At 63.8% G+C, this 24932-nt stretch carries 27 protein-coding genes and 1 tRNA gene; 18 read left to right on the top strand and 10 right to left on the bottom strand.

Annotation, left to right across the window (positions count from 1 at the left end; genetic code table 11):
• Nucleotides 1–101: 101 nt before the first annotated feature.
• Nucleotides 102–1679 carry a peptide chain release factor 3 gene (locus G3T16_RS06985; protein WP_163494425.1) on the top strand — a complete coding sequence of 526 codons (1578 nt, stop codon included), beginning with the start codon at nucleotides 102–104 and terminating at the stop codon, nucleotides 1677–1679.
• A 207-nt stretch (nucleotides 1680–1886) separates the two neighbouring features.
• On the opposite strand, the gene G3T16_RS06980 is transcribed toward G3T16_RS06985, so the two are convergent.
• From G3T16_RS06980 to G3T16_RS06950, 8 genes are all read right to left on the bottom strand, one after another.
• Nucleotides 1887–2372 carry a glutathione peroxidase gene (locus G3T16_RS06980; RefSeq protein WP_163494424.1) on the bottom strand — a complete coding sequence of 162 codons (486 nt, stop codon included), beginning with the start codon at nucleotides 2370–2372 and terminating at the stop codon, nucleotides 1887–1889.
• Between the two features lie 12 nt (nucleotides 2373–2384).
• Nucleotides 2385–3338 carry an acyl-CoA desaturase gene (locus tag G3T16_RS06975; RefSeq protein ID WP_232059294.1) on the bottom strand — a complete coding sequence of 318 codons (954 nt, stop codon included), beginning with the start codon at nucleotides 3336–3338 and terminating at the stop codon, nucleotides 2385–2387.
• Nucleotides 3251–3568 carry a fatty acid desaturase family protein gene (locus G3T16_RS21780; RefSeq protein WP_232059293.1) on the bottom strand — a complete coding sequence of 106 codons (318 nt, stop codon included), beginning with the start codon at nucleotides 3566–3568 and terminating at the stop codon, nucleotides 3251–3253. The genes G3T16_RS06975 and G3T16_RS21780 overlap by 88 nt, the downstream gene beginning before the upstream one ends.
• A 29-nt stretch (nucleotides 3569–3597) precedes the next feature.
• On the bottom strand, nucleotides 3598–4464 hold the full coding sequence (locus G3T16_RS06970; protein ID WP_163494423.1) for an endonuclease/exonuclease/phosphatase family protein: 867 nt from the start codon (nucleotides 4462–4464) through the stop codon (nucleotides 3598–3600).
• Nucleotides 4465–4578: 114 nt separating this feature from the next.
• Complete coding sequence (locus G3T16_RS06965) at nucleotides 4579–5922, bottom strand: glutamine synthetase family protein (protein ID WP_163494422.1); 1344 nt, start codon at nucleotides 5920–5922, stop codon at nucleotides 4579–4581.
• A 91-nt stretch (nucleotides 5923–6013) separates the two neighbouring features.
• Nucleotides 6014–6859 (bottom strand): response regulator transcription factor, encoded by an 846-nt coding sequence (locus G3T16_RS06960; RefSeq protein WP_163494421.1) that lies wholly within the window; start codon nucleotides 6857–6859, stop codon nucleotides 6014–6016.
• Between the two features lie 68 nt (nucleotides 6860–6927).
• Nucleotides 6928–7524 carry a transglycosylase SLT domain-containing protein gene (locus G3T16_RS06955; protein ID WP_408610732.1) on the bottom strand — a complete coding sequence of 199 codons (597 nt, stop codon included), beginning with the start codon at nucleotides 7522–7524 and terminating at the stop codon, nucleotides 6928–6930.
• A 5-nt stretch (nucleotides 7525–7529) separates the two neighbouring features.
• Nucleotides 7530–9242 (bottom strand): proline--tRNA ligase, encoded by a 1713-nt coding sequence (locus G3T16_RS06950; RefSeq protein WP_163494420.1) that lies wholly within the window; start codon nucleotides 9240–9242, stop codon nucleotides 7530–7532.
• 303 nt (nucleotides 9243–9545) lie between these two features.
• Between G3T16_RS06950 and G3T16_RS06945 the strand changes: the two genes are divergently transcribed.
• The 17 genes from G3T16_RS06945 to G3T16_RS06865 all read left to right on the top strand — a co-directional run bounded on the left by G3T16_RS06945 (nucleotide 9546) and on the right by G3T16_RS06865 (nucleotide 22367).
• Nucleotides 9546–9962 carry an HU family DNA-binding protein gene (locus tag G3T16_RS06945; RefSeq protein WP_163496995.1) on the top strand — a complete coding sequence of 139 codons (417 nt, stop codon included), beginning with the start codon at nucleotides 9546–9548 and terminating at the stop codon, nucleotides 9960–9962.
• 190 nt (nucleotides 9963–10152) lie between these two features.
• Complete coding sequence (locus G3T16_RS06940; RefSeq protein ID WP_163494419.1) at nucleotides 10153–10488, top strand: FmdB family zinc ribbon protein; 336 nt, start codon at nucleotides 10153–10155, stop codon at nucleotides 10486–10488.
• Nucleotides 10489–10537: 49 nt separating this feature from the next.
• Nucleotides 10538–12328: an aspartate--tRNA ligase gene (aspS, locus tag G3T16_RS06935; protein ID WP_163494418.1), complete on the top strand. Its 1791-nt coding sequence runs from the start codon at nucleotides 10538–10540 to the stop codon at nucleotides 12326–12328.
• A 260-nt stretch (nucleotides 12329–12588) separates the two neighbouring features.
• Nucleotides 12589–13335, top strand: coding sequence for a YebC/PmpR family DNA-binding transcriptional regulator (locus tag G3T16_RS06930; RefSeq protein WP_163494417.1), 747 nt, complete (start codon nucleotides 12589–12591; stop codon nucleotides 13333–13335).
• Between the two features lie 77 nt (nucleotides 13336–13412).
• A complete protein-coding gene (gene ruvC, locus G3T16_RS06925; protein WP_163494416.1) occupies nucleotides 13413–13934 on the top strand; it encodes a crossover junction endodeoxyribonuclease RuvC in 522 nt (173 codons plus the stop codon).
• A 17-nt stretch (nucleotides 13935–13951) separates the two neighbouring features.
• On the top strand, nucleotides 13952–14566 hold the full coding sequence (ruvA, locus tag G3T16_RS06920; protein WP_163494415.1) for a Holliday junction branch migration protein RuvA: 615 nt from the start codon (nucleotides 13952–13954) through the stop codon (nucleotides 14564–14566).
• Nucleotides 14566–15621, top strand: a complete 1056-nt coding sequence (ruvB, locus tag G3T16_RS06915) for a Holliday junction branch migration DNA helicase RuvB (RefSeq protein WP_163494414.1) — start codon at nucleotides 14566–14568, stop codon at nucleotides 15619–15621. The genes ruvA and ruvB overlap by 1 nt, the downstream gene beginning before the upstream one ends.
• Nucleotides 15618–16040 carry a tol-pal system-associated acyl-CoA thioesterase gene (gene ybgC / locus G3T16_RS06910; RefSeq protein WP_163494413.1) on the top strand — a complete coding sequence of 141 codons (423 nt, stop codon included), beginning with the start codon at nucleotides 15618–15620 and terminating at the stop codon, nucleotides 16038–16040. Before ruvB ends, ybgC begins: the two co-directional genes overlap by 4 nt.
• A gap of 13 nt (nucleotides 16041–16053) precedes the next feature.
• Nucleotides 16054–16764, top strand: a complete 711-nt coding sequence (gene tolQ, locus G3T16_RS06905) for a protein TolQ (RefSeq protein WP_163494412.1) — start codon at nucleotides 16054–16056, stop codon at nucleotides 16762–16764.
• 38 nt (nucleotides 16765–16802) lie between these two features.
• The gene (tolR, locus tag G3T16_RS06900) at nucleotides 16803–17195 is read left to right on the top strand and encodes a protein TolR (protein ID WP_163496994.1); all 393 of its coding nucleotides are present in this window, start codon (nucleotides 16803–16805) and stop codon (nucleotides 17193–17195) included.
• Nucleotides 17192–17977 (top strand): cell envelope integrity protein TolA, encoded by a 786-nt coding sequence (gene tolA, locus G3T16_RS06895; protein WP_197911945.1) that lies wholly within the window; start codon nucleotides 17192–17194, stop codon nucleotides 17975–17977. Before tolR ends, tolA begins: the two co-directional genes overlap by 4 nt.
• Entirely contained in the window at nucleotides 17977–19278 is a 1302-nt protein-coding gene (gene tolB, locus G3T16_RS06890) for a Tol-Pal system beta propeller repeat protein TolB (protein WP_163494411.1), read from the top strand. The genes tolA and tolB overlap by 1 nt, the downstream gene beginning before the upstream one ends.
• 50 nt (nucleotides 19279–19328) lie before the next feature.
• Entirely contained in the window at nucleotides 19329–19856 is a 528-nt protein-coding gene (pal, locus tag G3T16_RS06885; RefSeq protein ID WP_163494410.1) for a peptidoglycan-associated lipoprotein Pal, read from the top strand.
• A 15-nt stretch (nucleotides 19857–19871) separates the two neighbouring features.
• Nucleotides 19872–20837 (top strand): tol-pal system protein YbgF, encoded by a 966-nt coding sequence (gene ybgF / locus G3T16_RS06880; protein WP_163494409.1) that lies wholly within the window; start codon nucleotides 19872–19874, stop codon nucleotides 20835–20837.
• 25 nt (nucleotides 20838–20862) lie between these two features.
• Nucleotides 20863–21531, top strand: coding sequence for a 7-carboxy-7-deazaguanine synthase QueE (gene queE, locus G3T16_RS06875; protein WP_163494408.1), 669 nt, complete (start codon nucleotides 20863–20865; stop codon nucleotides 21529–21531).
• Nucleotides 21515–22216 (top strand): 7-cyano-7-deazaguanine synthase QueC, encoded by a 702-nt coding sequence (queC, locus tag G3T16_RS06870; RefSeq protein ID WP_163494407.1) that lies wholly within the window; start codon nucleotides 21515–21517, stop codon nucleotides 22214–22216. Before queE ends, queC begins: the two co-directional genes overlap by 17 nt.
• 75 nt (nucleotides 22217–22291) lie before the next feature.
• A tRNA-Lys gene (locus G3T16_RS06865) sits at nucleotides 22292–22367 on the top strand.
• A gap of 24 nt (nucleotides 22368–22391) precedes the next feature.
• Here G3T16_RS06865 and G3T16_RS06860 read toward each other — a convergent pair.
• Nucleotides 22392–23486: a tyrosine-type recombinase/integrase gene (locus tag G3T16_RS06860; protein ID WP_163494406.1), complete on the bottom strand. Its 1095-nt coding sequence runs from the start codon at nucleotides 23484–23486 to the stop codon at nucleotides 22392–22394.
• Between the two features lie 215 nt (nucleotides 23487–23701).
• Nucleotides 23702–24568 (bottom strand): phage integrase N-terminal domain-containing protein, encoded by an 867-nt coding sequence (locus G3T16_RS06855; protein WP_163494405.1) that lies wholly within the window; start codon nucleotides 24566–24568, stop codon nucleotides 23702–23704.
• Nucleotides 24569–24932: the final 364 nt, after the last annotated feature.

The raw sequence follows: 24932 nt of genomic DNA, 5'->3' as shown, positions 1-24932 counted from the left end.
GCCGGGAGGTTTGGTTCAGTATAAAGCACGGCAACGCCGGGAAAACTGCGCATGCAGACCAAACAGCGTATAATTTCGCCTTTTTTCCAGTGAGCCAGATCATGCCAGAGCTGAGCAAAGCCATCGCCGCGCGACGCACTTTTGCCATTATTTCCCACCCCGACGCGGGCAAGACCACCATCACCGAGAAACTGCTGCTGCTGGGCAATGCCATCCAGGTGGCCGGCAGTGTCAAGGGCAAGCGCGGCCCCCATGCCACCTCGGACTGGATGACCATGGAGCAGGAGCGCGGCATTTCGGTCACGTCGTCGGTAATGCAGTTCCCCTATCGCGGCCGCGTTGTCAATCTGCTGGATACCCCGGGCCACGAGGACTTCTCCGAAGACACCTACCGCACTCTGACCGCGGTGGACTCGGCGCTGATGGTGATAGACGGCGCCAAAGGGGTGGAAGAGCGCACGATCAAGCTGATGAATGTCTGCCGCCTGCGCGATACCCCGATCTTCAGCTTCGTCAACAAAATGGACCGCGACATCCGCGATCCCATCGAGCTGCTGGACGAGATCGAGCAGGTGCTGGCCATCCAGGGTGCACCGATCAACTGGCCCATTGATATGGGGCGTGATTTCAAGGGCGTCTACAACCTCTACACCGATGTGATCCACCAGTACACACCGGGCATGGGAGCAGTGCTGGCCGATGACCGGCGCATTGAGGGGCTGGCCAGCGATGCGGCCCGCGCGCTGCTGGGGGACGACTACGATGACTTCCTGGAGGAGGTCGAGCTGGTGCGCGGCGCCAGCCACCAGTTCGATACGGATGCCTTTCTCGCCGGCAAGCTGAGCCCGGTATTCTTTGGCACCGCACTGGGCAACTTCGGGGTGCGCGAGATGCTGGACGACTTTGTCCAGTGGGCGCCGCCGCCGTTGGGGCGCGAGGCGGAACAGCGCGATGTCAGTGCTGCCGAGCCCGCCTTCAGCGGCTTCGTCTTCAAGATCCAGGCCAACATGGACCCGCGCCACCGGGACCGCATCGCCTTCCTGCGGATCTGCTCCGGGCAGTATGACAAGGGCATGAAAATGCGCCACGTGCGCCTGGGCAAGGAGGTGCGCATCGCCGATGCGGTCACCTTCAAGGCCGGCGAGCGGGTGCTGGTGGAGGAAGCGGTTGCCGGTGATATCATCGGCCTGCACAACCACGGTACCATCCAGATCGGCGACACCTTCACCGAGGGCGAGGCACTGCAGTTTACCGGCATTCCCCATTTCGCGCCGGAGCTGTTCCGCCGCATCCGGCTGCGCGATCCGATGAAATCCAAGCAGTTGCAGAAGGGCCTGCAGCAGTTGTCGGAGGAAGGCTCCACTCAGGTGTTCGCGCCGTTGAATTCATCCGACCTGGTGGTGGGTGCAGTGGGCCAGCTGCAGTTCGACGTGGTGACCTACCGGCTGGCCGACGAGTACAAGGTGGAGGCCCTGTACGAACCGGTGAACGTCTACACCGCACGCTGGGTGTATTGTGAGGATGCCCGCAAACTGGAGGAATTCCGCAAGAAAGCGGCGGACCAGTTGTCGATCGACGGCGGCGGCCACCTGACCTACCTGGCGCCGACCCGGGTCAACCTGGCGGTGATGGAAGAGCGCTGGCCCGATATCCAGTTCCGGGCCACCCGGGAGCACTAATACTAGCCCAAATGGCACCTGCTTAAGGCCCGGCTCGATCTTAAGGCCTGGCTCGATGTGAGGGCGCTACTTCCGGGGAGTGCTTTCGAGACCGTATGCAGCAGGGACGCTGCATCCGAGCCCCCATGGAAGGGTTCACGGCGTGTCTCGAAAGCACTCTCCGGAAGTGGCGACCGGATTAAAGGCACCCAATGGCTAAGATAAGTACTAGCCCAACTGGGCCTCGATATCCGCGGCGATAGCCTCCGGCTTGGTGGTCGGCGCATAGCGCTTGACGACCTCGCCCTCGCCGTTGACCAGGAACTTTGTGAAGTTCCACTTGATGCCCTCCAGCCCGAGCGCCCCCGGTGCGGCCTTTTTCAGATGCCTGAACAGCGGCTCGGCGTTACTGCCGTTGACTTCGATCTTGCCGAACATCGGGAAGCTGACCCCATAGTTGAGCTGGCAGAACTCCATGATTTCCTCGTTGCTGCCCGGATCCTGCTTGCCGAACTGGTTGCAGGGAAAGCCCAGGATCTGGAAGCCGCGGCTGTTGTACTTTTGATACAACGCCTCCAGCCCCTCGAACTGTGGGGTGAAACCGCACTTGGAGGCGGTGTTGACCACCAGCAGCACCTTGCCGCGATACTGGTCCAGGGGCTGTTCCTGGCCCCCGGGCGTCTTGCAGGCGAAGTCATGAACGGTGGTGGCCATGGTGAATACTCGTCAGTGGGCGCTCATCTGGGTCTGGGTCTGCAGTTGCTGTAACAGCAGGCCCAGGCGCGCCCGCTGCATCTTCAGTGAATACTCCAGCTCGCGCAGGCGGCTGCGCAGCGCGGCACGCTCCCATTTTTCCAGCAGCCGCATCCGCCGGCTGACCAGGGCATCTTCTATTTCCGCGACCTTGCGTTCATAGCGCTTGGTCTGCAGCGCGCGCCAGTGGTTGACCGATTCAGTAAACAGCTGGTATTCGCGCTCCAGATGCTCGCGCAGCGTCTCGGCTCCGGGGTTGTGTTCCAGTTCCCTTCTCACCCGCATGAACTGGGTGTCGAGAATGGCGCGCTGGATTCTGAAGCCCGGCGTACGGTTGAGATTGCGGGCCAGACCCAGCCAGGCGCAGAGCCGGATCATCCACTTGGTCGGGTCCCACTGCCACCAGCGAACGCCGTTGCGGTAGTCGCTCTGGAAGATATGGTGGTAGTTGTGGTAGCCCTCGCCGTAGGTGAGAAAGGCCAGCAGGCCGTTGTCGCGGGCACTGTTGGCTTCGGTATAGGGCCGGGAGCCCCAGTAGTGAGCCAGGGAATTGATGAAAAAGGTGACGTGGTGATTGATCACCAGGCGCAGCAGTCCGACCAGCAGCAGCGTGCCGATGATGTCGCCGTGCCAGATTCCCAGCAGCAGGGGCAGGCCCACGTTCATGAAGACGGTCAGCGCGAGGAAGTGCCGGTGCTGCCACATCACTACCGGATCCCGCTGCAGGTCGCGGGCGTTGCTGAAATCCGGCTTGCCGCTGGGGTAGTCCCGCAGCATCCAGCCCACATGGCTGAACCACAGGCCCAGCCCGGCGGAATAGGGGTCGCGCTCGTCGTCGTCTACATGACGGTGGTGGCGGCGGTGGTCCGAGGCCCAGCACAGGATGCTGTTCTGCAGTGCGCCCGCCCCCAGAAGGCGAAGAAGCACTTCAGCACGGGGTGGGCTTCATAGGCTTTGTGCGCCCACAGGCGGTGATAGCCGCCAGTGATGGAAAGGCCATTCAGGTACAGGAAGGCCACCGCCCACAGCCACTGGAAGCTGTCGTAGCCGTGTTGCAGGCCCCACAGCGGGACCAGGATCAGGGCAGCCAGCGGCAGGCCGGCAAAAATGACCACATTGACCGGAATCAAAGGTGGTTTCGCGGAAGAGCGTGTCATCGGGTGGGAGGGCTCCGTTGGATCGGCAATCAGAATGCCGATAGTAGCGTTTCGGGGGCGGAAAGTCGCGTCGGGGGGATGCTAAGGCTGACCAGCAGCGGATTATGGTCAGAGCTGTCCACTTCGACCACGCTGGCCGCGCCGGCCTCCAGACCACGAATGAAAATGTGATCCAGGGCCTGGCCAAATACCCGGCTGCGCAGGTCTGGCGCGAAGGTCACGGGCTTCAGGCCATGGCGGTCCATGAAGGCGGTGACCGTGGCGAGGCGGTCGCCGCTCCAGGTATTGAGGTCGCCGGCAATCAGCACCGGTCCGCGATGTTGTTGCAGCACCTCATCCAGCGCCGCCAGCTGGGCCCTGTAGTGTTCCAGCCCCAGGGTAAAATTGACGGCGTGGATATTGACAGTCAACAGGCGCTCCTCGCGCCCGGCCAGCGGAAACTCGGTGACGACGGTCGCCTTGGGGGTGCGCAGCCAGGGCTCCTGCGTGGTCAGGTCGCACTCCAGGCTGGCCTTGGCGCGGCTCAGGGTCATGACGCCGGTGACCAGCGCGCCGCGGCGATAGCCCTCGGCGAAGGACTGATGTGAGGTCGCTGGCAGTGCATCGGCGATGGCTGCCTGCATCGAGGCCTCCTGGATGAAGGCGAGTTGGGCCCCGGGCGCCAGCCGCTGGAGATCCCCGGCCCAGCCAGCATTGCCGGCTTTCTGGATATTCCAACTGATCACCTGCAGTTCGCCGGCCAGCGGCTGTCCCTCGACGATGGTCGCGGCACCCAGCCCGGACGCACAGCTGTCGGTAGTGGGCACATCCGCGCGCCCCATGGCGACCTGCAACAGGCACAGGGCGGCAAGGCCGGGCAGGAGCAGGCAGCGCTGGAGACTGATGGATGGCGGCATACAGGGTGACTTCAGGATTGGAGGGCAAGTTTTAGCATTAGTGAGGTACAAGTGCCAGTGCTTTCGGGAGGATTGGATCACGCTTTCGGCATTCCGTTCCCCGCCGGGAGCCGATCAAATGCGTTCCAGGTAGGACTGGTACTCCAGCAGGGAAATACGGTGGCGGAACTCCGCCGCTTCCTGTTCCTTGGTGAGGGTGAAGATGCGTTGCAGCTCCCCGCCCAGGGCGCCGTGGATAAAGTCGGATTTGCGGAACAGCTGCAGCGCCTCGTGCATGTAAGCGGGCAGCGAGCCGCTCTTCTGGGCGTAGCCGTCACCCCGCACAGCTTTGCCGGGGGAGGCCTGCTGCTCGATGCCATCCAGCATCGCCGCCAGGATGACCGCAATGAGCAGATAGGGGTTGCTGTCGGCTCCCGCTACCCGGTGTTCCAGCCGCCGGGCGGCATGAGAGCCCGCCGGTACCCGCACTGCGACGGTGCGATTTTCGTAGCCCCAGCTGGGGAAGGTGGGAGCATGGCTACCGGGCTGGAAGCGGCGATAGCTGTTGAAACCGGGCGCCAGGATGATCATCGAGTCCGCCATGTGCTGCAGGCAGCCGGCAATGGCCTGGTGCAGCAGCGTGGTGCCACTCTCGGTGCCGTCATCGAAGACGTTGATGCCGTGCTGGTCCAGGACGCTGCAGTGAATATGCATGCCGTTGCCGGCCACGTCCTCGAAGGGCTTGGGCATGAAGCTGGCCACCAGGCCGTGCTTGCGGGCCACACCCTTGATCAGGTGCTTCATCATCAGGATCTGCTTCGCCGCCAGCACAGGGTTGGCGACGTGCTGCATATTGATCTCGTACTGGGAGGGCGCCGACTCCTTGACCACACCGTCAAAGGGCAGGTCCTGCAGCTCAGAGGCCAGGCGCAGGTCTTCCATCATTTGCTGGTGTTGGTGGAGGGCGTCCAGACCATACATATTGCCGCCCACCGGCTGGCTGCCGGCTGGAGAGGGACAGGTGTGGCGGGGCAGGGTGTGGTCCCAGTGCACCAGGCTGAACTCCAGCTCCGCCGCGATCACCGGCGTCCAGCCGGCCTCCTGGAAGCGGGACACCACCTGTTTCAGTACATGCCGGGGGTCGCCCATGTAGGGTGTGCCATCGGCATCGAACATCGACAGCATGACCTGGCCGTGTTGGCTGCCGGGCGACCAGGGCGTGGGCAGCAGTGAGCCTTCCACCGGCCGGCAGATGCCGTCGGCGTCACCCGAGGCGAACACCAGTTCCTCCACATCCCGGCCCCAGATATCGAGACTGAGAGCGGTCTTTGGCAGCTTTATTTCGCCATCGAAGATCCTGGCCAGTTTGTGTCGCGGCAGCCACTTGCCGCGCATGATGCCATTGCAATCGGGAAGCAAGGCTTCAACGGTAGTGATTTCTGGGTGAGCCCTCAGGAACCAGTCGGCTTCAAGGGACATTGGGACACCGTGAGCATTCGCCGGAAGGCTGCACTATCCAGATTTCACCTGACGGGCTCAATGACCCAGTTGGGGCAGTTGACTGACGCATTCAGCGGGGCGACATATACACTTGCAGCGGGTCCTTGCCAGCGGCCTCACCCAGGCAGGTGAGGGAATTGATAAACAGCGAAAACAGGTCGGTCTGGGAGTTGACGTCGAGCTTGCGGTAGATGCTTTTGCGGTGCCGGCGCACTGTTTCCAGCGCGATACCCAGGCGCTCGCCCGAGATGTCGGTGCCGTAGCCCCGCAGCATCAGTTCCAGCACATCCTTCTCCCGCGGTGACAGCAGCGAGGCGCCGAAGGTGCGAAAGGCGAGGTCGATCTGGTGGTTGATGCCCGGCTGGATTAGGTGGGTGACGGCGAAGTCGTCGTGTTCACTGTGGGACTTGAGCAGCTCCGACACCGGCTCCGCCAGCAGGTACAGCGTCTGGTATTCCTGCTCGCTAAACTCCCCGTGGCGGGGCAGGCGCATCATGCACAGGTTGATGACATTGCCGGCCCGCAGCTTGGCCAGGTAGATGGCCTCGTCCACGGTGCCGGTGTCGGCGTAGTATTCGCGATAGTAGTCGGATTCCCGCAATTTGCCGGCGGTGATGCGCGAGAGGCGGTAGAACTTGGAGCGGGGCTGGTTCATCGAGGCCTGGTAGAAGGGATCCTCCCGATATGGCCCGTCGAGATAGGTGTCGATCTGCGAGGCGATGGCGGAGCTGGGCACCTGGTGGTAGAGCACTTGCGGCGGAAGATCGCGGTGATAGAGCCAGACCTGCGGATAGTCGAAGGGTACCTGGCCCTGGATGGCCTCGATCAGGCGGGGGAAAAATTCATCCGAGCCCAGACTGGCGATGGCACGCGAGATATCCCTGTTCCATTTACTCAGCTGATTGATATCAGTCATGATGCTAAGCAGCCAGCCCTTTCCCCGATTGTCCATATTGGGCAGGCTCGGGGGCTTGTCAAATCCCGCTACCAGGCCAGCGGCGAAGTGCGCCAGTGGCGCGCCCAGGCCCGGTACACCTTGTCGCTGTAGCGCCGGCTGCCCGAGCTGCCATTGTAGGCTGCAAGGGCCCGGTGCAGATCGCCGTCCTCGCGCTGCAGGTAGAACTGCAGGATGCGGCAGCCGTACTCCAGATTGGTGCGATTGCGGGTCAGGTTGTCGTCGCTGCGGCCGATTTCATTCTTCCAGAATGGCATCACCTGCATCATCCCCTGCGCGCCTGCTGAGGAGATCGCAAAGCGGTCGAAGTGACTCTCGACTTCGATCACCGCCAGTACCAGTTCCGGCGCAAGGCCGGCCCGCTGCGCCGCCGAATGGATTTGCCGCAACAGCTCCAGGCGTGCAGCCGGGTCCTTGACGAAGCGCTGCAGCCGCGCGGACATGTCCACCAGCCAGACCTCGGCATCGTAGCGGTCCTCAAAGCTGTCGGCACTGTTGATGGTCTGGTCGAGGAAGTCCCGCAGCGCGGCCCGTTCGGCCGCGTCCGCCGGCTGGGCCTGGAGCTGGGGCACAGCGCAGACCAGCAGCAGTGCCGCCAGCAGTGTCCGCAGCCGGGTACGCGGCACGCCGGTCAGCCGCGCAGGCGTTCCAGCAGCGTGGCCACACTGTCATCCCTGGCGATCAGGCAGGACTCGCTGTCCCGGCGCCCCTTGTATTCGACCTTGCCTTCTTCCAGGGCGCGGTCACCGATCACCAGCCGGTGGGGGATGCCGATCAGCTCCATGTCGGCAAACTTGACCCCGGGACGTTCATTACGGTCATCCAGCAGCACCTCGATGCCGGCAGCGCGGAACTGGGTATACAGCGCTTCGGCGCACTCCGCCACCGCCGCCGACTTCTGCATGTTGAGCGGGACGATGGCGAGCTGGAAGGGCGCCATTGCAGCCGGCCAGACAATGCCGCGCTCATCGTGGTTCTGCTCGATGGCCGCGGCGACGATCCGGCTCACGCCGATGCCGTAACAGCCCATGGTCATTGTCACATTCCTGCCCTGCTCGTCCAGCACGCGGGCCTGCATTGCCTCGCTGTATTTGCGGCCCAGCTGGAAAATATGACCCACTTCGATGCCGCGTTTGATCTGCAGCCGGCCCTGGCCATCCGGGCTGGGATCGCCCTGTACCACCTTGCGCAGGTCCTCGATCCTTTGCGGCGAGCAATCGCGCTCCCAGTTGACGCCGGTGTAGTGCAGCTCATCGCGGTTGGCGCCACAGACAAAGTCGGCCAGGCAGGCAGCGCTGCGATCGACGATCACCGGCAGCTCCAGCCCCACCGGCCCCAGCGATCCAAAGCCGGCACCGCAGGCGGCCCGTACCTGCTCTTCGCTCGCCATCGTCAGTGGGCTTGCGATCCCTTCGAGCTTTTCCGCCTTCAGCGGGTTGAGCTGGTGATCACCGCGCAGTACCAGGGCCACCAGACTGCCGGGCTTGCTGCCGCCGACCAGCAATGTCTTGACCGTGAGCGCAGGCTCGATCGCCAGTGCCTGTGCGAGGTCGTCGATGGTCCTGACCCCCGGGGTTGCAATCTCGGTCAGCGGCTCGCGGGGAGCGGGGCGCTCGCCAGCCAGCGCCAGCGCCTCTGCCATTTCCACATTGGCCGCGTAGTCGCTGCTGTCACTGAAGGCGATTTCATCCTCGCCTGAATCGGCCAGCACCTGGAACTCGTGGGAGGTGCTGCCGCCGATGCTGCCGGTGTCGGCGATCACCGGGCGAAAGGCCAGACCCAGGCGGGTGAGAATATTGCTGTAGGCGCGGTGCATGTCCCGATAAGTGGCGTCCAGCGACGGCTGGTCGATGTGAAAGGAATAGGCATCCTTCATCAGGAATTCCCGCCCCCGCATGATGCCGAAGCGCGGCCGGATCTCGTCGCGCATCTTGGTCTGGATCTGGTACAGGTTCAGTGGCAATTGCTTGTAACTTTTCAGTTCCTGCCGCACCAGGTCCGTGACCACCTCTTCATGGGTGGGACCGAGGCAGAATTCCCGCTGTTGGCGGTCCTTGATGCGGAACAGTTCAGGTCCGTACTGCTCCCAGCGTCCGGACTCCTGCCACAGTTCGGCGGGCTGCATTACCGGCATGCTGATCTCGATCGCGCCAGTGGCGTCCATTTCCTCGCGCACCACCTGCTCGACCTTGCGCAATACCCGCAGCCCCAATGGCAGCCAACTGTAGAATCCGGCCGCGAGTTTGCGCACCAGTCCGGCGCGCAGCATCAACTGATGACTGATGACTTCCGCATCAGCCGGGGTCTCTTTCTGGGTGGTGAGAAGGTACTGGCTGGTGCGCATCGAAACGGGCCCGCTATTGGCTGTATGAAGGGGTGCCTAGTTTACGTCCGAACCGTGGCGCGGTACAGCATGCGCAGGGCTCATTGCAGGCGTTGAAGGCAGAGCGCTGTGCGAAGATTCGCAAAATACGACGAAAACAGGGTCTTTTTGCTCCGCGCACCCCTAAAACACTTGTAATACAGGGTCTCATGTTTTATATCTGCGCAGGAGCTTGGGTGCGGGATGGCTTTCGCAGCGGCGAAGGTGAACGATCTGGCTCGGACGCATGTCCCATTTAACAGCGAAGGAAGGGTGAAGAAGACTATGGCTATCAAGAAAGCAGCAGCGAAAAAGGCGCCCGCCAAGAAGGCGGTAAGGAAAGCGGCTCCGGCAAAGAAGGCCGCTCCGGCCAAAAAATCCGCAGCCCCGGTCAAGGACAAGATGACCAAGACCCAGATCGTATCCTCGATCTCCGAGAATACCGGTCTGACCAAGAAGCAGGTCGGGGACGTGATGACTGAACTCGAATCGTTGATCGAGCGCAGCATCAAGAAGCGCGGCGTGGGCGAATTCACCCTGCCGGGCCTGATGAAAATCACCACGGTGAAAAAGCCCGCCAAAAAGGCACGCAAGGGTATCAACCCGTTCACCGGCGAACAGACCACCTTCAAGGCCAAGCCGGCCAGTGTTGCCGTGAAGGTGCGCCCGCTGAAGAAAATGAAGGACTTCGCCCTGGCCTGACCGCCGGCGGTGTTTCCCGTCGGCAGACGCGGGCGGGACTGCAATCCCTTCCGCCTCAGCACCTCCGGGTGCAGGGGCACGCCTCCCCGCAATATCATCGCTGCGAACTGTCTTGGCCTGAACTTCCGCTTGGGGTAGAATCCGCGCCTCACTTTTTTGTCCGCGTTTTGATTACTGGCGAGCGAATCCCATGCCGATATACGAGTATCAGTGTCAAGCTTGTGGTCACCTCCACGAGGCCCTGCAAAAGCTCAGTGACGCCCCGCTGGTGGATTGTCCCGCCTGCGGTGCGGCACAGCTGAAGAAAAAGGTGTCGGCGGCGGCCTTCCGTCTCAAGGGCGGTGGCTGGTACGAAACCGACTTCAAGACCGGAGGCAAGAAGAACCTGGCCGCCGGCGCGGACGATAGTGGCAGCAAGCCGACCGGCGACAAGACTGCCGCCAGCACCGGTGACAGCAGCCCCGCGCCCGCTCCCAAGGCTGGCGGGACTGCCACCAAGGGTGGCGAGGCCGCCGGCGCCGGCTGAAAGCCCCGGCCTGCCCCGGGCCTCATCCTTAACCGACGGAACCAGAATTATGCGCAGTCATTATTGCGGCGCCCTTGGCACAGCCGATATCGATGAAACCGTGACCCTCTGCGGCTGGGTTGACCGTCGTCGCGACCATGGCGGTGTCATTTTCCTCGATTTGCGCGACCGGGCGGGTATCGTCCAGGTGGTGTTCGACCCGGACACCGAAGAGCATTTCCAGCGCGCCGACCGGGTTCGCAGCGAGTACGTGCTGCAGGTGCGCGGCCGGGTGCGTGCCCGCAGCGAAAGCACAGTCAATGCGGCCATGGCCACCGGCGCCATCGAGGTGCTGGGCAAGGAGCTGGAAATCCTGAACGTGGCCGCCACCCCGCCCTTCCAGCTGGACGAGTACACCAATGTCGGTGAGGACGTGCGGCTGCAGTACCGCTACATGGACCTGCGCCGCCCCGAGATGCAGAACCGTTTGATCCTGCGGGCCAGGATCACCAGCGCAGTGCGCAATTTTCTCGACCGCGAGGGCTTCCTCGACATCGAAACCCCGATCTTGACCCGCGCCACCCCCGAAGGTGCTCGGGATTATCTGGTGCCCAGCCGCACCCATCCGGGGCACTTCTTCGCGCTGCCGCAATCGCCCCAGCTGTTCAAGCAATTGCTGATGGTGTCCGGCTTCGACCGCTACTACCAGATCGCCAAGTGCTTTCGCGACGAGGACCTGCGCGCCGATCGCCAGCCCGAGTTCACCCAGATCGATATCGAGACCTCCTTTCTCGACGAGCAGGAAATCATGGCGCTGACCGAGCGCATGATACGCGAGCTGTTCACCGAAGTGCTGCAGGTGGAGCTGGGCGAATTCCCGCGCATGACCTGGGCCGAGGCGATGGAGCGCTACGGCTCCGACAAGCCCGACCTGCGGGTGGCGATGGAACTGGTCAGCATAGACGACCTGATGCAACAGGTGGACTTCAAAGTATTCCGCGGCCCCGCCGACGACCCCGATGGCCGGGTCGCGGCACTGAAAGTGCCGGGCGGCGCCGGTATCAGCCGCAAGGAAATCGACGACTACACCCGCTTCGTGTCCATCTACGGCGCCCGCGGCCTGGCCTGGATCAAGGTCAACGACCTGGCGGCCGGCGTCGAGGGCCTGCAGTCGCCGATCCTCAAGTTCATGCCCGAGGACGTAGTGCAGCAGATGATGCAGCGCCTGCAGGCCGCCGACGGCGACATCATCTTCTTCGGCGCCGACCGGCGCGCCGTGGTCAACGAATCCCTCGGCGCGCTGCGCCTGAAAGTGGCGCAGGACCAGGGCCTGCTGCGCGCCGGCTGGGCGCCGCTGTGGGTAGTGGATTTCCCGATGTTCGAGGACAACGGCAACGGTGGCCTCACGCCGCTGCACCATCCCTTCACCGCCCCGGCCTGCAACCCGGAAGAGCTCGCAGCCAACCCCGCCACCGCGCTGTCGCGGGCCTATGACATGGTACTCAACGGCACCGAGCTGGGCGGCGGCAGCATCCGCATTCACCAGCGCGAGATGCAGGAGGCTGTATTTCGCATCCTCGACATCGGCGAGACCGAAGCCGAGCAGAAATTCGGTTTCCTGCTGCAGGCACTGCAATACGGCGCCCCGCCACACGGCGGTCTGGCCTTCGGCCTGGACCGGCTGGTGATGCTGATGACCGGCTCCCAGTCCATCCGCGACGTGATGGCCTTTCCCAAGACCCAGACCGCCCACTGTGTGCTCACCGATGCCCCCGGCGAGGTCAGTGAGCAGCAGTTGCGGGACCTGAATATCCGCCTGCGCCAACTGCGCGAGACCACCGTGCCCGCCGCTGGCGAGTAGGCGAGTAAAGACAGCACGAGCAGGTATCAGATATATAAGCAGAGCGCTACTTACTTGGGTGCTGGCTCGATGTAAGGTCGCTACTTCCGGAGAGTGCTTTCGAGACCGTATGCGACATGGATGTCGCATCCGAGCCCCCATGGATGGGTCTACGGCGTGTCTCGAAAGCACTCTCCGGAAGTAGCGACCGGTTTACAGGCACCCAACTCCCAAAACAGGTGCAATTCGGTATAAGGAAGCTAAGAAAGGAGAGGCAACCCATGGCAGGTCACAGCAAATGGGCCAACATCAAGCACCGCAAAGCCGCCCAGGACGCCCGCCGCGGCAAGATGTTCACCAAGCTTATACGCGAGCTGGTGATCGCCGCCCGGCAGGGCGGGCCGCTGCCTGAGGACAACCCGCGGCTGCGCGCCGCGGTAGACAAGGCGCTGGGCGCCAACATGACCCGCGACACCATCGACCGGGCGATTGCCCGCGGCGCCGGCGATACCGACACCGACAACATGGAAGAGCTGACCTACGAAGGCTATGCGCCCGGTGGGGTCGCCGTGCTGGTCGAGGCGATGACCGACAACCGCAACCGCACCGTGGCCGAAGTGCGCCACGCCTTCTCCAAGCGCGGCGGCAACCTGGGTACCGACGGCTCCGTGGCCTACCTGTTCAGCCGCAAGGGCCAGATCAGCCTCGCGCCCGGCACGGCAGAGGAAGAGACCGTAATGGAACTGGCGCTGGAGGCGGGTGCCGAGGACATCGAGGGCCACGACGACGGCTCCATCGACGTGACTACGCCCTGGGAGGACTTCGAGGCAGTAAAGTCCGCGCTGGAGGCCGCCGGGCTGGCGCCGGCCGATGCCGAAGTCACCATGGTGGCCGAAACCACCGTGCCGCTGGATGCCGATGCGGCCGCCACCGTCATGGGGCTGGTGGATGCGCTAGAGGACCTGGACGACGTGCAGAACGTCTACACCAACGCCGATATCCCCGAAGACATCCTCGCCAGCCTGTAAATTCCTGCATCCCGATTGGATGCGCGCCGATAATACTGTAAATTTGTACAGATCAAGCTAGGCAGGCGGAAAAATCTATGGCGGTCATCCTCGGGATCGACCCCGGATCTCGCAAGACAGGTTTTGGCATTATTCACTACCACAGCGGGCGCAGTGAATATGTCACCAGCGGCGTGATACGGTTGCCCGCGGTAGCACTGCTGCCCGAGCGGCTGCGCATCATCTACCAGTGTGTCAGCGAGCTGGTGGAACTGCACAGCCCCGGCGAGCTGGCCATCGAGCAGGTCTTCATGGCCAAGAGTGCCGGCTCGGCGCTCAAGCTGGGGCAGGCGCGGGGCGCAGCCATCGTCGCCTGCGTCGCCCGCGAGCTGGCGGTGGCGGAATACTCCGCGCGCCAGATCAAGCAGTCGGTGGTGGGCACCGGCGCGGCGGACAAGGCCCAGGTACAGCACATGGTGAAGGTACTGCTGCAGCTGCCGGCGGAGCCGCCGGAGGACGCGGCCGACGCACTGGCGGCCGCGCTGTGTCATGCCCACACCCAACAAAGTATGATCAACATGGCCGGCGCCACCTCTGTGCGCCGGCGGCGGATGCGTTAGCAAAGGTTCAGGCAGGCATGATTGGCAGGATACGCGGCACTCTGGTCTACAAGCAGCCCCCGGATATTCTGGTGGAGGTGGGCGGCGTGGGCTATGACATCCAGGTGCCGATGAGCACGCTGTTCCAGTTGCCGGCGCTGGGCACCGAGGTCACCCTGCTGACCCAGTTCGTGGTGCGCGAGGATGCGCAGCTGCTGTACGGTTTTATCGACGAGCGCGACCGGGCGCTGTTCCGCCAGCTGGTCAAGGTCAGCGGTGTGGGCCCCAAACTGGCACTGACCATCCTCTCGGGCATGGACTCCACCCAGTTCGCGCGCAGTGTGCAGCGCGACGACCTGTCCGCGCTGGTGGCGCTGCCCGGGGTCGGCAAGAAGACCGCGGAGCGGCTGCTGGTGGAGATGCGCGACAAACTGAAAGACTGGCTGGGTCAGTGGAGCGGCGACGGCGAGCTGCCGGCCGCCGCGGGCCAGCCTCCGGCCGGCACCCGGGTGGCCGATGCCGAGGGTGCGCTGATCGCGCTGGGCTACAAGCCGGCCGAGGCCAGCCGCATGGTGGCGGCGGTCAATGACGCCAGCGCCGGCGACAGCGAGGACCTGATCCGCCGCGCCCTGAAAGCCGTGGTGAGCCGCTGATGATAGAGACCGACCGCCTGATTGCGCCCCAGGCCAGCGAGCGTGAGGAGGCGCTGGACCGGGCCATTCGTCCCCGCACACTGGAGGAATATGTCGGCCAGCCCACCGTGCGCGACCAGATGTCCATTTTCCTGCAGGCCGCCCGCGGCCGCAAAGAGCCGCTGGATCACACCCTGATCTTCGGGCCCCCCGGCCTGGGCAAGACTACCCTGGCCTGCATTATCGCCAATGAGATGGGCGTGTCGCTGAAGACCACCTCCGGGCCGGTGCTGGAAAAGGCCGGCGACATCGCCGCGCTGATGACCAACCTGGAACCGGGGGACGTGCTCTTCATCGACGAGATCCACCGCCTGAGCCCACTGGTGGAGGAGATCCTCTACCCGGCGATGGAAGACTTCCAGCTGGATATCATGATCGGCGAGGGTCCTGCCGCGCGCTCGATCAAGCTGGAACTGCCACCCTTTACCCTGGTCGGTGCGACCACCCGCGCGGGGTTGCTGACCTCACCGCTGCGCGATCGCTTCGGCATTGTGCAGCGGCTGGAGTTCTACCAGGTGGCGGACCTGGCCTCCATTGTCACCCGTTCCGCCGCCATCCTGGGCATCGGCATCGATCAGCACGGCGCCGCCGAGATCGCCCGCCGGGCCCGCGGCACGCCGCGTATCGCCAACCGCCTGCTGCGCCGGGTGCGGGACTATGCCGAGGTCAAGGCGGACGGCCATATCACCGCCGCGGTGGCGGACCGGGCCCTGGACATGCTCAGCGTCGACCATCTCGGCCTGGACCACCAGGACCGGCGCCTGCTGCTGGCACTGATCGAGAAATTCGACGGCGGCCCGGTGGGGGTGGACAGCCTCGCCGCGGCGATCTCCGAGGAGCGCGGCACCATCGAGGACGTGCTGGAACCCTATTTGATCCAGCAGGGCTACATGGTGCGCACCTCGCGCGGCCGCATGGTCACCCGCAGCGCCTACCTGCATTTCGGGCTGCCCGCTGTGGCGGCCCCCGGCGCGGCGCAACTGCCACTGGAGCCCGACGCGGAGGGCGAGGCGTGAGCGCGGCGGAATTTTCCTATAAGCTGCGAGTCTACATTGAGGACACCGACGCCGGTGGCATCGTCTACTATGTGAACTATCTCAAGTTCATGGAGCGCGCCCGCACCGAGTTCATGCGCGAGCTGGGTTATGGTAAGGACGCGATTTTCAACCACGGGCTGATGTTCGTGGTGCGGGACATGGCCGTGCGCTACCTGCGCCCGGCGCAGCTGGACGATCTGCTGGAGGCCACCGTGCGGCTGATCGACCTGGGTGGGGCTTCGATGACGCTGGCGCAGGAAGTGCGCCGCGGCGCCGAGGTGCTGGCGACAGCAACGGTGACAGTGGCCTGTGTGGAGCGGGCCGGAGTCAGGCCGCAACGCCTGCCGAGGGATATGACAGACAGCCTGCGCGCAGCGCGGGATACTAACGGGAACTGAAGGGAGCCCCCACTTGGAAGCACAACTGAGTATTCTCGACCTGGTGATGGAGGCCACCGTCACGGTGCAGCTGGTGATGCTGACGCTGTTGCTGGCCTCCATGGTGTCCTGGTACATGATCGTCCAGCGCTTCATCTACTTTCGCAACGGTCGCGAGGAAATGTTCCAGTTCGAGGAACGTTTCTGGTCCGGCATCGACCTGTCGCAACTGTACCGGGAGGGCAACGAGCGCGCCGCCGACGGCCACGTTATCGTCGGCATGGAGAGTATTTTCCGAGCCGGGTTCAAGGAGTTCTCCCGCCTGGCCAAGCAGTCCGAGATGGACTCCGAGGCCGTGATCGAGGGTTCCCGGCGCGCGATGCGGGTCGCCATGCTGCGCGAGGAAGAACGCCTGGAACGGCACCTGTCCTTTCTCGCCTCGGTGGGCTCCACCAGCCCCTATATCGGCCTGTTCGGCACCGTCTGGGGCATCATGAACTCCTTTCGCGGGCTGGCCAACGCCACCCAGGCGACGCTTGCCACCGTGGCGCCGGGGATTTCCGAGGCCCTGATAGCCACCGCGATGGGCCTGTTCGCGGCGATCCCGGCGGTGCTGGCCTACAACCGCTTTGCGAGCCGCATGGACATGTTCATCAACCGCTACGACACCTTCGTCGACGAATTTTCCAGCATCCTCTACCGCCAGGCCTTTGCGCTGCGGTCGCGTGACAGGAAAGCGGGGTAGCAGCGCCAGTGGCCAGGAATCGCAAGAAGAACCGCGCCATGGCTGACATCAACGTCGTGCCCTATATCGACGTGATGCTGGTGCTGCTGATCATCTTCATGGTGACCGCGCCGATGCTGATGCAGGGCGTCAAGGTTGAGCTGCCCTCCGCCGACGCCGACCCGGTGGAAAACCAGGACAGCGAGCCGCTGATCATCTCCATCGACAGCGGCGGTCAACTCTTCCTCAACCTGGGAGAAGATGAGAAACAGGCGCTGACGCTCGCCACCATCACCCAGCGGGTCGGTGCCGTGATACGGCGCAACCCGGAAAAACCGGTGCTGGTGTGGGGCGATCGCGCCGTTCCCTATGGCGAGGTGGTCACCGTGATGGCTGCAGTACAGGAGGCCGGCGCCGCCAGTGTCGGCCTGGTGACCGAGCCACCCCAGTGAAATCCCGGGCCAATACCTCCCTGTATGCCAAACCGGTGACCCCGCGCATCGTGCTGCGTCCGGCGCTGGCCACGGTGGCGCTGCACGGCCTGGTGATCTTCCTGCTGACGGCCAACTGGACCAGCTCCGAGGACCGGGTGGTACGGCCCAAACCGCTGCCCAAGGTCATCAATGCCCGGCTGGTGGATGTGAGCGAGATCCAGAGCGAGGCCGAGCCGGCTCCGGAACCCAGGCCGGAGCCCAAACCCGAACCCAAACCGACGCCCAAGCCCAAGCCGAAACCGGAACCCAAGCCCGCGCCAAAGCCGGAACCCAAACCCGAGCCGAAACCCGAGCCCAAGCCGGAACCGAAGCCCGCGCCCAAACCGGAACCCAAACCCGACCCACAACCTTCCCGGGCGGAGCTGGCCGAGCAGGCCCGCCGTGAAAAGGCACAGCGGGAGGCCGAACAACAGGCGGCCAGGGCGGCGGCCTCGGCCGCGGAAATGGCCGCGGGCTATGCCTCCTTGATCCAGCAGACCGTGGAGGCGCGCTGGAGCCGGCCGCCGTCGGCCCGGAACGGCATGGAAGTGCTGCTGTCGATACAGTTGATTCCGACCGGCGAGGTGGTTAGTGTCACTGTACTGAAGAGCAGTGGCGACGCCGCCTTCGACCGTTCCGCGATCAACGCCGTGGAGAAAGCCGGCAACTTTCCGGAACTGAAGAATCTGCCGCCGCGCGAGTTTGAGCGGAACTTTCGGCGTTTTCGCCTGTTATTTCGACCAGAGGATCTACGTTACTGATGAAACCGTTCAAGCTGTTACTGACTCTCGTGATCCTGCTGGCCGCCGCCGGCGCGCGAGCCCAGCTGGTGATCGAGATCACCCAGGGCATGGACAATCCCACCCCGATCGCGGTGGTGCCGTTCGCCTGGCAGGGCACGGGCGCCCCGCCGGAGGACGTGGCGCTGGTGGTGGACGACGATCTCACCCGCAGTGGCCAGTTCGCCACGGTGGACCGCGGCGATATGCTGTCCCGCCCCAGCACCCAGCAGGAAGTGTTCTACCGCGACTGGCGTGCGATCGACTCTGACTACGTGCTGATCGGCCGCGCCTCGGTGACGGACCAGATCCAGATGCGGATCGAATACGAGCTGTTTGACGTCAACCGCCAGGCCCGGGTGCTCAGCGGCTATGAAGAAGGGCATGTCAACGATGCGCGGATGCTGGCGCACAGCGTGGCGGATGAAGTCTATGAAACCCTGACCGGCATCCGCGGCGCCTTTGCCACCCGGCTGCTGTACGTCTCCGTGACCCGGGTGGCCGACGGCAAGGACTACTACCGGCTGACGCTGGCCGATTCCGACGGTGCCCGTCCGGTGGTGCTGCTGGAATCCCGCGAGCCCATCCTTGCACCGACCTGGTCGCCGGATGGCAAGGAGATCGCCTACGTCTCCTTTGAAACCTCCCGCCCCGCGATCTACCGGCAGAACCTGGCCTCCGGCGCGCGCGAACAGCTTACCAATTTCAGGGGCCTGAACGGCGCCCCTGCCTGGTCGCCGGATGGCAAGAGCATGGCGATGGTGCTGTCCAAGGACGGCAACCCCGATATCTACCTGATGGACCTGGCCAGCAAGCGCCTGACCCAGCTGACCCGGCACTATGCCATCGATACCGAGCCGACCTGGATGCCCGACGGCCGCTCCCTGCTGTTCACCTCGGACCGCGGTGGCCGCCCCCAGATCTACCGCTATGACCTGCGCAGCGAGACCACCGAGCGGGTCACCTACGAGGGCGCCTACAATGCCCGGGCGCGCGTGGCCCAGGACGGCCGCAACATGGTACTGGTGCACCAGGCCGGCGGCCGCTTCCACATCGCCCTGCACGACCTGAAGACCAATCGGATGCAGATCCTGACCAGCACGGATCTCGACGAAAGTCCCAGTATCGCACCCAACGGCTCTATGGTATTGTATGCCACCAAGTCGGGAGATCGGGGTATATTGGCTGCGGTTTCGGTGGATGGGGGGGTTAAATTCCGTCTGCCGGCCCGAGAAGGCGACGTCCGGGAACCTGCGTGGTCACCCTATTTGAGCCGCAACTAGCGGCGCAAAAAACACCGTAATCTAAAACAATCTGGAAGGAAGAAAGAGAAATGAAACAACTGACTGTTGCCGGCAAGGCTTTGACGCTGCTGTTCGCGGCAGCGTTCCTGGTCGCCTGTTCAAGCAAGGACACCCGGGATACTGGCGCTGATGCTACGGCCGAAGCCGAGCGCGAAGCGCAGCGGCGCGCCGATGCCGAGCGCTCCGCACTCCAGCAGACCGAAGCAGAGCAGCGCCGCCTGGAGGACGCAGTTGCCGAGGTTGGCAACGTGTTCTACTTCGACTATGACAGCTCTACCCTGAAGCCCCAGGCCCAGGAAGCGCTGGACGCGCATATCGCGCTGCTGAAAGAGAACCAGCGCAACGTGCGCCTGGAAGGCCACACCGACGAGCGCGGCACCCGCGAGTACAACATGGCCCTGGGCGAGCGTCGCGCCAATTCGGTACGTGACTACATGGTCGTCAACGGCATCGCCAGTCACCGCATCGAGACCATCAGTTACGGTGAAGAACAGCCGATTGCCTACGGTTCCGACGAGTCCAGCTGGTCGCAAAACCGTCGCGTCGAGCTCAAGTAAGACCCGGCTAACGCAATGCGTCGTTTCAGCAAAGCGCTGTTGGTAAACGGGCTGGCCCTCGCGGTTGGCCCGTTGTGCGTTGTGGCGCAAGCCCAGGATTATATTGACGTCGAGGCCGAACGGGCCGCCCGCGAAGCAGCAGCTGCGGCGCCACGCAGTCTGGACCCGGATGATGCCCGGTCGACACAGAGTTATCCGGCCACCAGTTACGGCATCGGCAATGCGCCGGCCGCACCGCTGGCCCAGACCGGAGAGCCCTCGTCACCACCGTCCGGCGGTAGCAGCAGCGGCGTGGGCCAGCTGCTGTTCAAGGTGCAGCAACTGGAACAGGAAGTCAGGCGTCTCAACGGCATTGTCGAAGAGCAGGCGCACGAATTGCGCACGCTCAAGGACCAAAGCCTGGAGCGCTATCTCGACCTGGACCGCCGGGTGAGCATGTTGTCCGGCGGCACACCGGATGGCGGGCTGCTGCCGGACCCATCGGCTGCCGATAGCGGTAGCGGTGGTGTGTCCCCGGGACCCGCGGCTGAACCCGGCTCCGCGTCCAGACCCCCGCCAGCGGCCAGCACGGGTTCCAACCCTGCGGTCGAGCAACCCGGTGAGGCGCAGGCCTACCAGTCCGCCTATGCGCTGGTGCGCGGCCAGCAGTTCAGCCAGGCGGTGACGGCCTTCCAGCAATTCCTGCGGGATTATCCGGCCGGCCGTTTCGCGCCCAACGCCCACTATTGGCTGGGCGAACTCTACCTGGTCGCCGATCCACCGGATCCAGAGGCCGCGCGGCAGGCGTTCACCCTACTGCTCGACCTGTACCCGAATGACTCCAAGGTACCCGACGCCCTGTTCAAACTGGGCCGGGTCCACTTCATGAAGGGTAACCGCGAGCGCGCCAGGGAGTTCCTGGATCGTGTGGTGCGCGACTACAGCGGCACCAACAGTGCGGCTGTAAAGCTGGCTCAGGACTTTATCAACGAGAATTACTGACCTCCGGTCGGTAGGTCCCCCAGCCATGGCAAGTCCGCTCACCCACAGCCCCGATGCCCTGCGCATCACCGAAATCTTTTACTCGCTGCAGGGCGAGGCCCGCACCGTCGGCCTGCCCACCGTGTTCGTGCGCCTCACCGGCTGCCCGCTGCGCTGCGTCTACTGCGACACCGCCTACGCCTTCACTGGCGGCGAGCTGCGCAGCATCGACGCCATTGCCACTGAGGTGGCCGGCTACCGGCCCCGCTACGTCACCGTCACCGGCGGCGAGCCGCTGGCCCAGAAAAGCTGCCTGCCGCTGCTCACCACGCTGTGCGACGCCGGCTACGAAGTCTCCCTGGAAACCTCCGGCGCACTCAGCGTGGCCGGCGTCGACCCGCGGGTGGTAAAAGTGCTGGACCTGAAAACCCCCGCCTCCGGCGAGATGCAGCGCAATGACTACACCAACATTCCGCTGCTGACCCCGCGGGACCAGGTGAAGTTCGTGATCTGCGACCGCGCCGATTACGACTGGGCCCGCTTCAAGCTTGACGAATACCGACTCGACCAGCGCGTCTCCGACGTCCTGTTCTCCCCCAGCCACGGCCAGCTGCACGGCCGCGAACTGGCCGAGTGGATCCTGGCCGACAATCTCCCCGTGCGGCTGCAGCTGCAGCTGCACAAACTGTTGTGGAACGATGCACCAGGGCACTGACAGCAAAGGGCAGCGCAAGCGCGCCGTCGTCCTCGTCTCCGGTGGCCTGGATTCCACCACCGTACTGGCCATGGCCCGGGCCCAGGGCTACCACTGCTACACCCTGAGCTTCGACTACGGCCAGCGCCACCGCGCCGAACTGCACGCCGCAGAACGCGCCTCCGCTGCACTGGGCGACGTCGAGCACAAGGTCGTGCGGCTGAACCTCGACAGCATCGGCGGCTCCGCCCTCACCGACATGGCCATCGCCGTGCCCGAGCAGGAAACCGCCGGCATCCCCATCACCTACGTACCCGCCCGCAATACCGTATTCCTCTCCATCGCCCTGGGCTGGGCCGAAGTATTGGGCGCCAACGACATCTTCATCGGCGTCAACGCCGTCGACTACTCCGGCTACCCCGACTGCCGCCCCGAATACATCGCCGCCTTCGAAACCATGGCCAACCTTGCCACCCGCGCCGGCGTCGAGGGCCAGCGCCTGACCATCCACACCCCGCTGATGCAACTGGGCAAGGGCGACATCATCCGCGCCGGCATCGACCTGGGCGTCGACTACAGCCTCACCGTATCGTGCTACCAGGCCACCGACTCAGGCCTCGCCTGCGGCAAGTGCGATTCCTGCCGCCTGCGCCGCACCGGCTTCCAGCAAGCCGGCGTCCCCGATCCCACCCGTTACCGTCCATAGCCGGACAATGGGCGGCGTTAACCCAAAAAAGCGCTTGAGTTTTACCGTCAGATCCGTACTATACGCACCTCTTCCGGGCCGTTAGCTCAGCTGGTAGAGCAGTTGGCTTTTAACCAATTGGTCGCTGGTTCGAATCCAGCACGGCCCACCATTTTTCTCATTTTGTATCAATTGCTTAGCACGGGGCCGCGTTCAGCGGCCGGTGTCTCAGCACCACCAGTGCCGGAGTTTTGCCGGACTTTCCTTCACACACTCTGTTTGCCGCCTCAATGAGCTCCTCCAACTCCGGCGCGGAGTAGTGCGTGGTGATGTCGCCGTTCTTGTGGCCAAGCAGTATTTTTCGGGTTTCCAGGGACACACCGGCCGCACGCAGGCGGCGACCGAAGGTGTGTTTCAGGTCGTGCACCCGGATCGGCAGGTCCAGCTTGCGCCGGACCGTTTTCCAGCCATTGTTGTTGATGCTGCGCACCGGTCGGCCATAGTAGGTGAAGACGCGCTGCGGGTGTTGCCCGCGCACGCTGTCGATCACTGACTTTGCCACCCGGTTCAGTACCACCAAACGATCCTCCCGGTTCTTGACCTTTGCTCCCGGAATAAGGAATACCGAGGTGCCCAGTTCCGGCACGTCGATCTCCCAATCCCACTGCAGGCTGCAGACCTCGCCATCCCGGCAGCCGGTATTCACCTTGAACAGACACATGCGGCTCAGGTGATCCGGCAGCGCCTTGAACAAGCGGTGTTGCTCCTCCCAACTGAGCGGGTAGGGGCGCCTGGCGTCGTGCAGCGGCAACAACTGTATCAGCGGTGCCGACTCCAGCCAGGTCAAACCGTGTTCATCCCGCCAAAGCCTGGCACTCAGGTTGAGTACCCGGCGTACCGTGGCCAGGGCGCCGTTAACGGTCTTGTTCTTCTTGCCCTCCTTCTTTCTTTTATCTATGTAGGCCTGCAGTGTGCCCATATGGACTTGATACAGCGGCAGTTCACCGATGTACGGGTCCAGCTCTTTGAGATGGAAGGCGTAGGTTCGAAGGGTAGCCAGATGGGTGTTCTCCTCAAGGAAGCGCGTGGCTGCCTCGCGAAAAATGCGCACCGGCCGCATGCCGAATACCGACGCCTGCCTGATCTCCTCAACCCGGCGGGCCAGTATCAGTTCCGCCGTCTTGAGTTCACTCGTTCCAGTGCTTTGGTGAATGCGATGGCCGAGGACCTGCTTGTCGATATGCCAGATCCCACCCCGCTTCCGCAGCCCGGAGCTTCGATTGCGTCCCATAGTTCATCTCCTCGATGTCGTGCGGGACGCCCGTTGCACCGTTTATATTGGTCCACCCACGCGTCCATTTCAAGGCGGTCGAAGGCGACACCCTGGCGGCCGATACGAAGTTCCGTCAGGGCAGGGCGCACCTCCCGGTTAAAGCGGTTGCGGTCCATGCCCAGGTAGGAGGGGGCGTCGCGGAGTCGGATCAGGCGGGGCTGGATCTGCATCGCCTACCTCCCTAAGTAGACCGCGGTTATTTGTTCCCGGACATGGCCCAACTCCCTGCTAATGGCCAGGCGCGCATGTTGATCCGCCTGCTGCTGTGCCGGCGTCAGGTCCTCTTTGCTGGGGCCGCCGCCGTGAGGGGAGGGCCAGCCGGTGAGTTCCAGGTAGCGTTGCTGGGCATAGGCATGACGCAGGCCGTGCATTTTCGACAGGCCTGCATTGGCCATCTGGCGTTCGTAGATCCTGAGCTGCTCGATATAGCTGCGCCCTCGGGGGATCAGGGCGCCCACCCCGGCCAGGCGCTTGGCCTGCTCCAGCAGGGCGCGTTGCTCCCGGGTGCGGATGGGGACGGTGCGTTCTCGCCCGCCCTTGGTCCAGCTGGCCTTGAGGTGCAGGTGGTCGCCGCGATCCGCCCAGCGGGGTCGGATCTTGAGTGCTTCCTCCCGCCGGAGCCCGAAGGCCCTCTGCAGCCGGAGGCTCATCCGCACATGCTCATCCTTTACCTGATCAAGCTGTTCGCGTGCCAGGCCCTTGGCCTTGCTGTTCTCGGACACGAACTGCCGGTCCGGTATGCCATAAAAATCATTGGCGGCCGCCACGACGGCCCGCTTGTTGACCTTCTCCGCCCACCAACGTAAACAGCTCATGCGGTTCTTGATGGTGCCGGGGGAGAGGTTTTGCCCCAGCCAGTGGTCTACCAGGGCCTTGATGTGCTTTTGCTTGAGGGACGTGGCCTGCAGCTGCCGAAAGCCGAGGTCGTGCAACTGGTTGGCGATGGCCGTCAGTTGCCGTTCCCGGCCCACCCGGGTTTCAAAGCTGCCTTCGTGGCTGTGCCTGCATAACATTTTCAGTTGGTAGTTCAGGTCTCTCATAGTGTTGATCCTTCGGTGAGTGTTTCTGATCACCTGGCAACTGAAGCTGCGCAGGCCCGCTGGGCGGTACGATCACGGGACACCAATCCCGGTTGACCTGAATGTGTCTGGCCATAGACAGCACGGTGTGTTTTCGCAGAAAACTGGCCCGTGCAAACCAACGGTTATCCAGCCTGAGGCTGGGGTGGAATTACCTCCTGGGTAGATTGGGCAGAACGCGCTGACCGTCAGCGCATTTGCGTGGTTGAAGAAACAGTGAATGGACCAGGACAGGAGTCCCGTGCCATCAACAGCGGTGTTGGAACAGATCCCTGGAAAAGCGGGATGGGTTGGAAAGAGCGGTACCCAGGCTATAGGGCATCGT

The organism is Kineobactrum salinum (assembly GCF_010669285.1).
Classification (GTDB): domain Bacteria; phylum Pseudomonadota; class Gammaproteobacteria; order Pseudomonadales; family Halieaceae; genus Kineobactrum; species Kineobactrum salinum.
The sequence above is the reverse complement of the archived record's forward strand: the minus strand, read 5'-3'. Positions and strand labels throughout refer to the sequence as shown.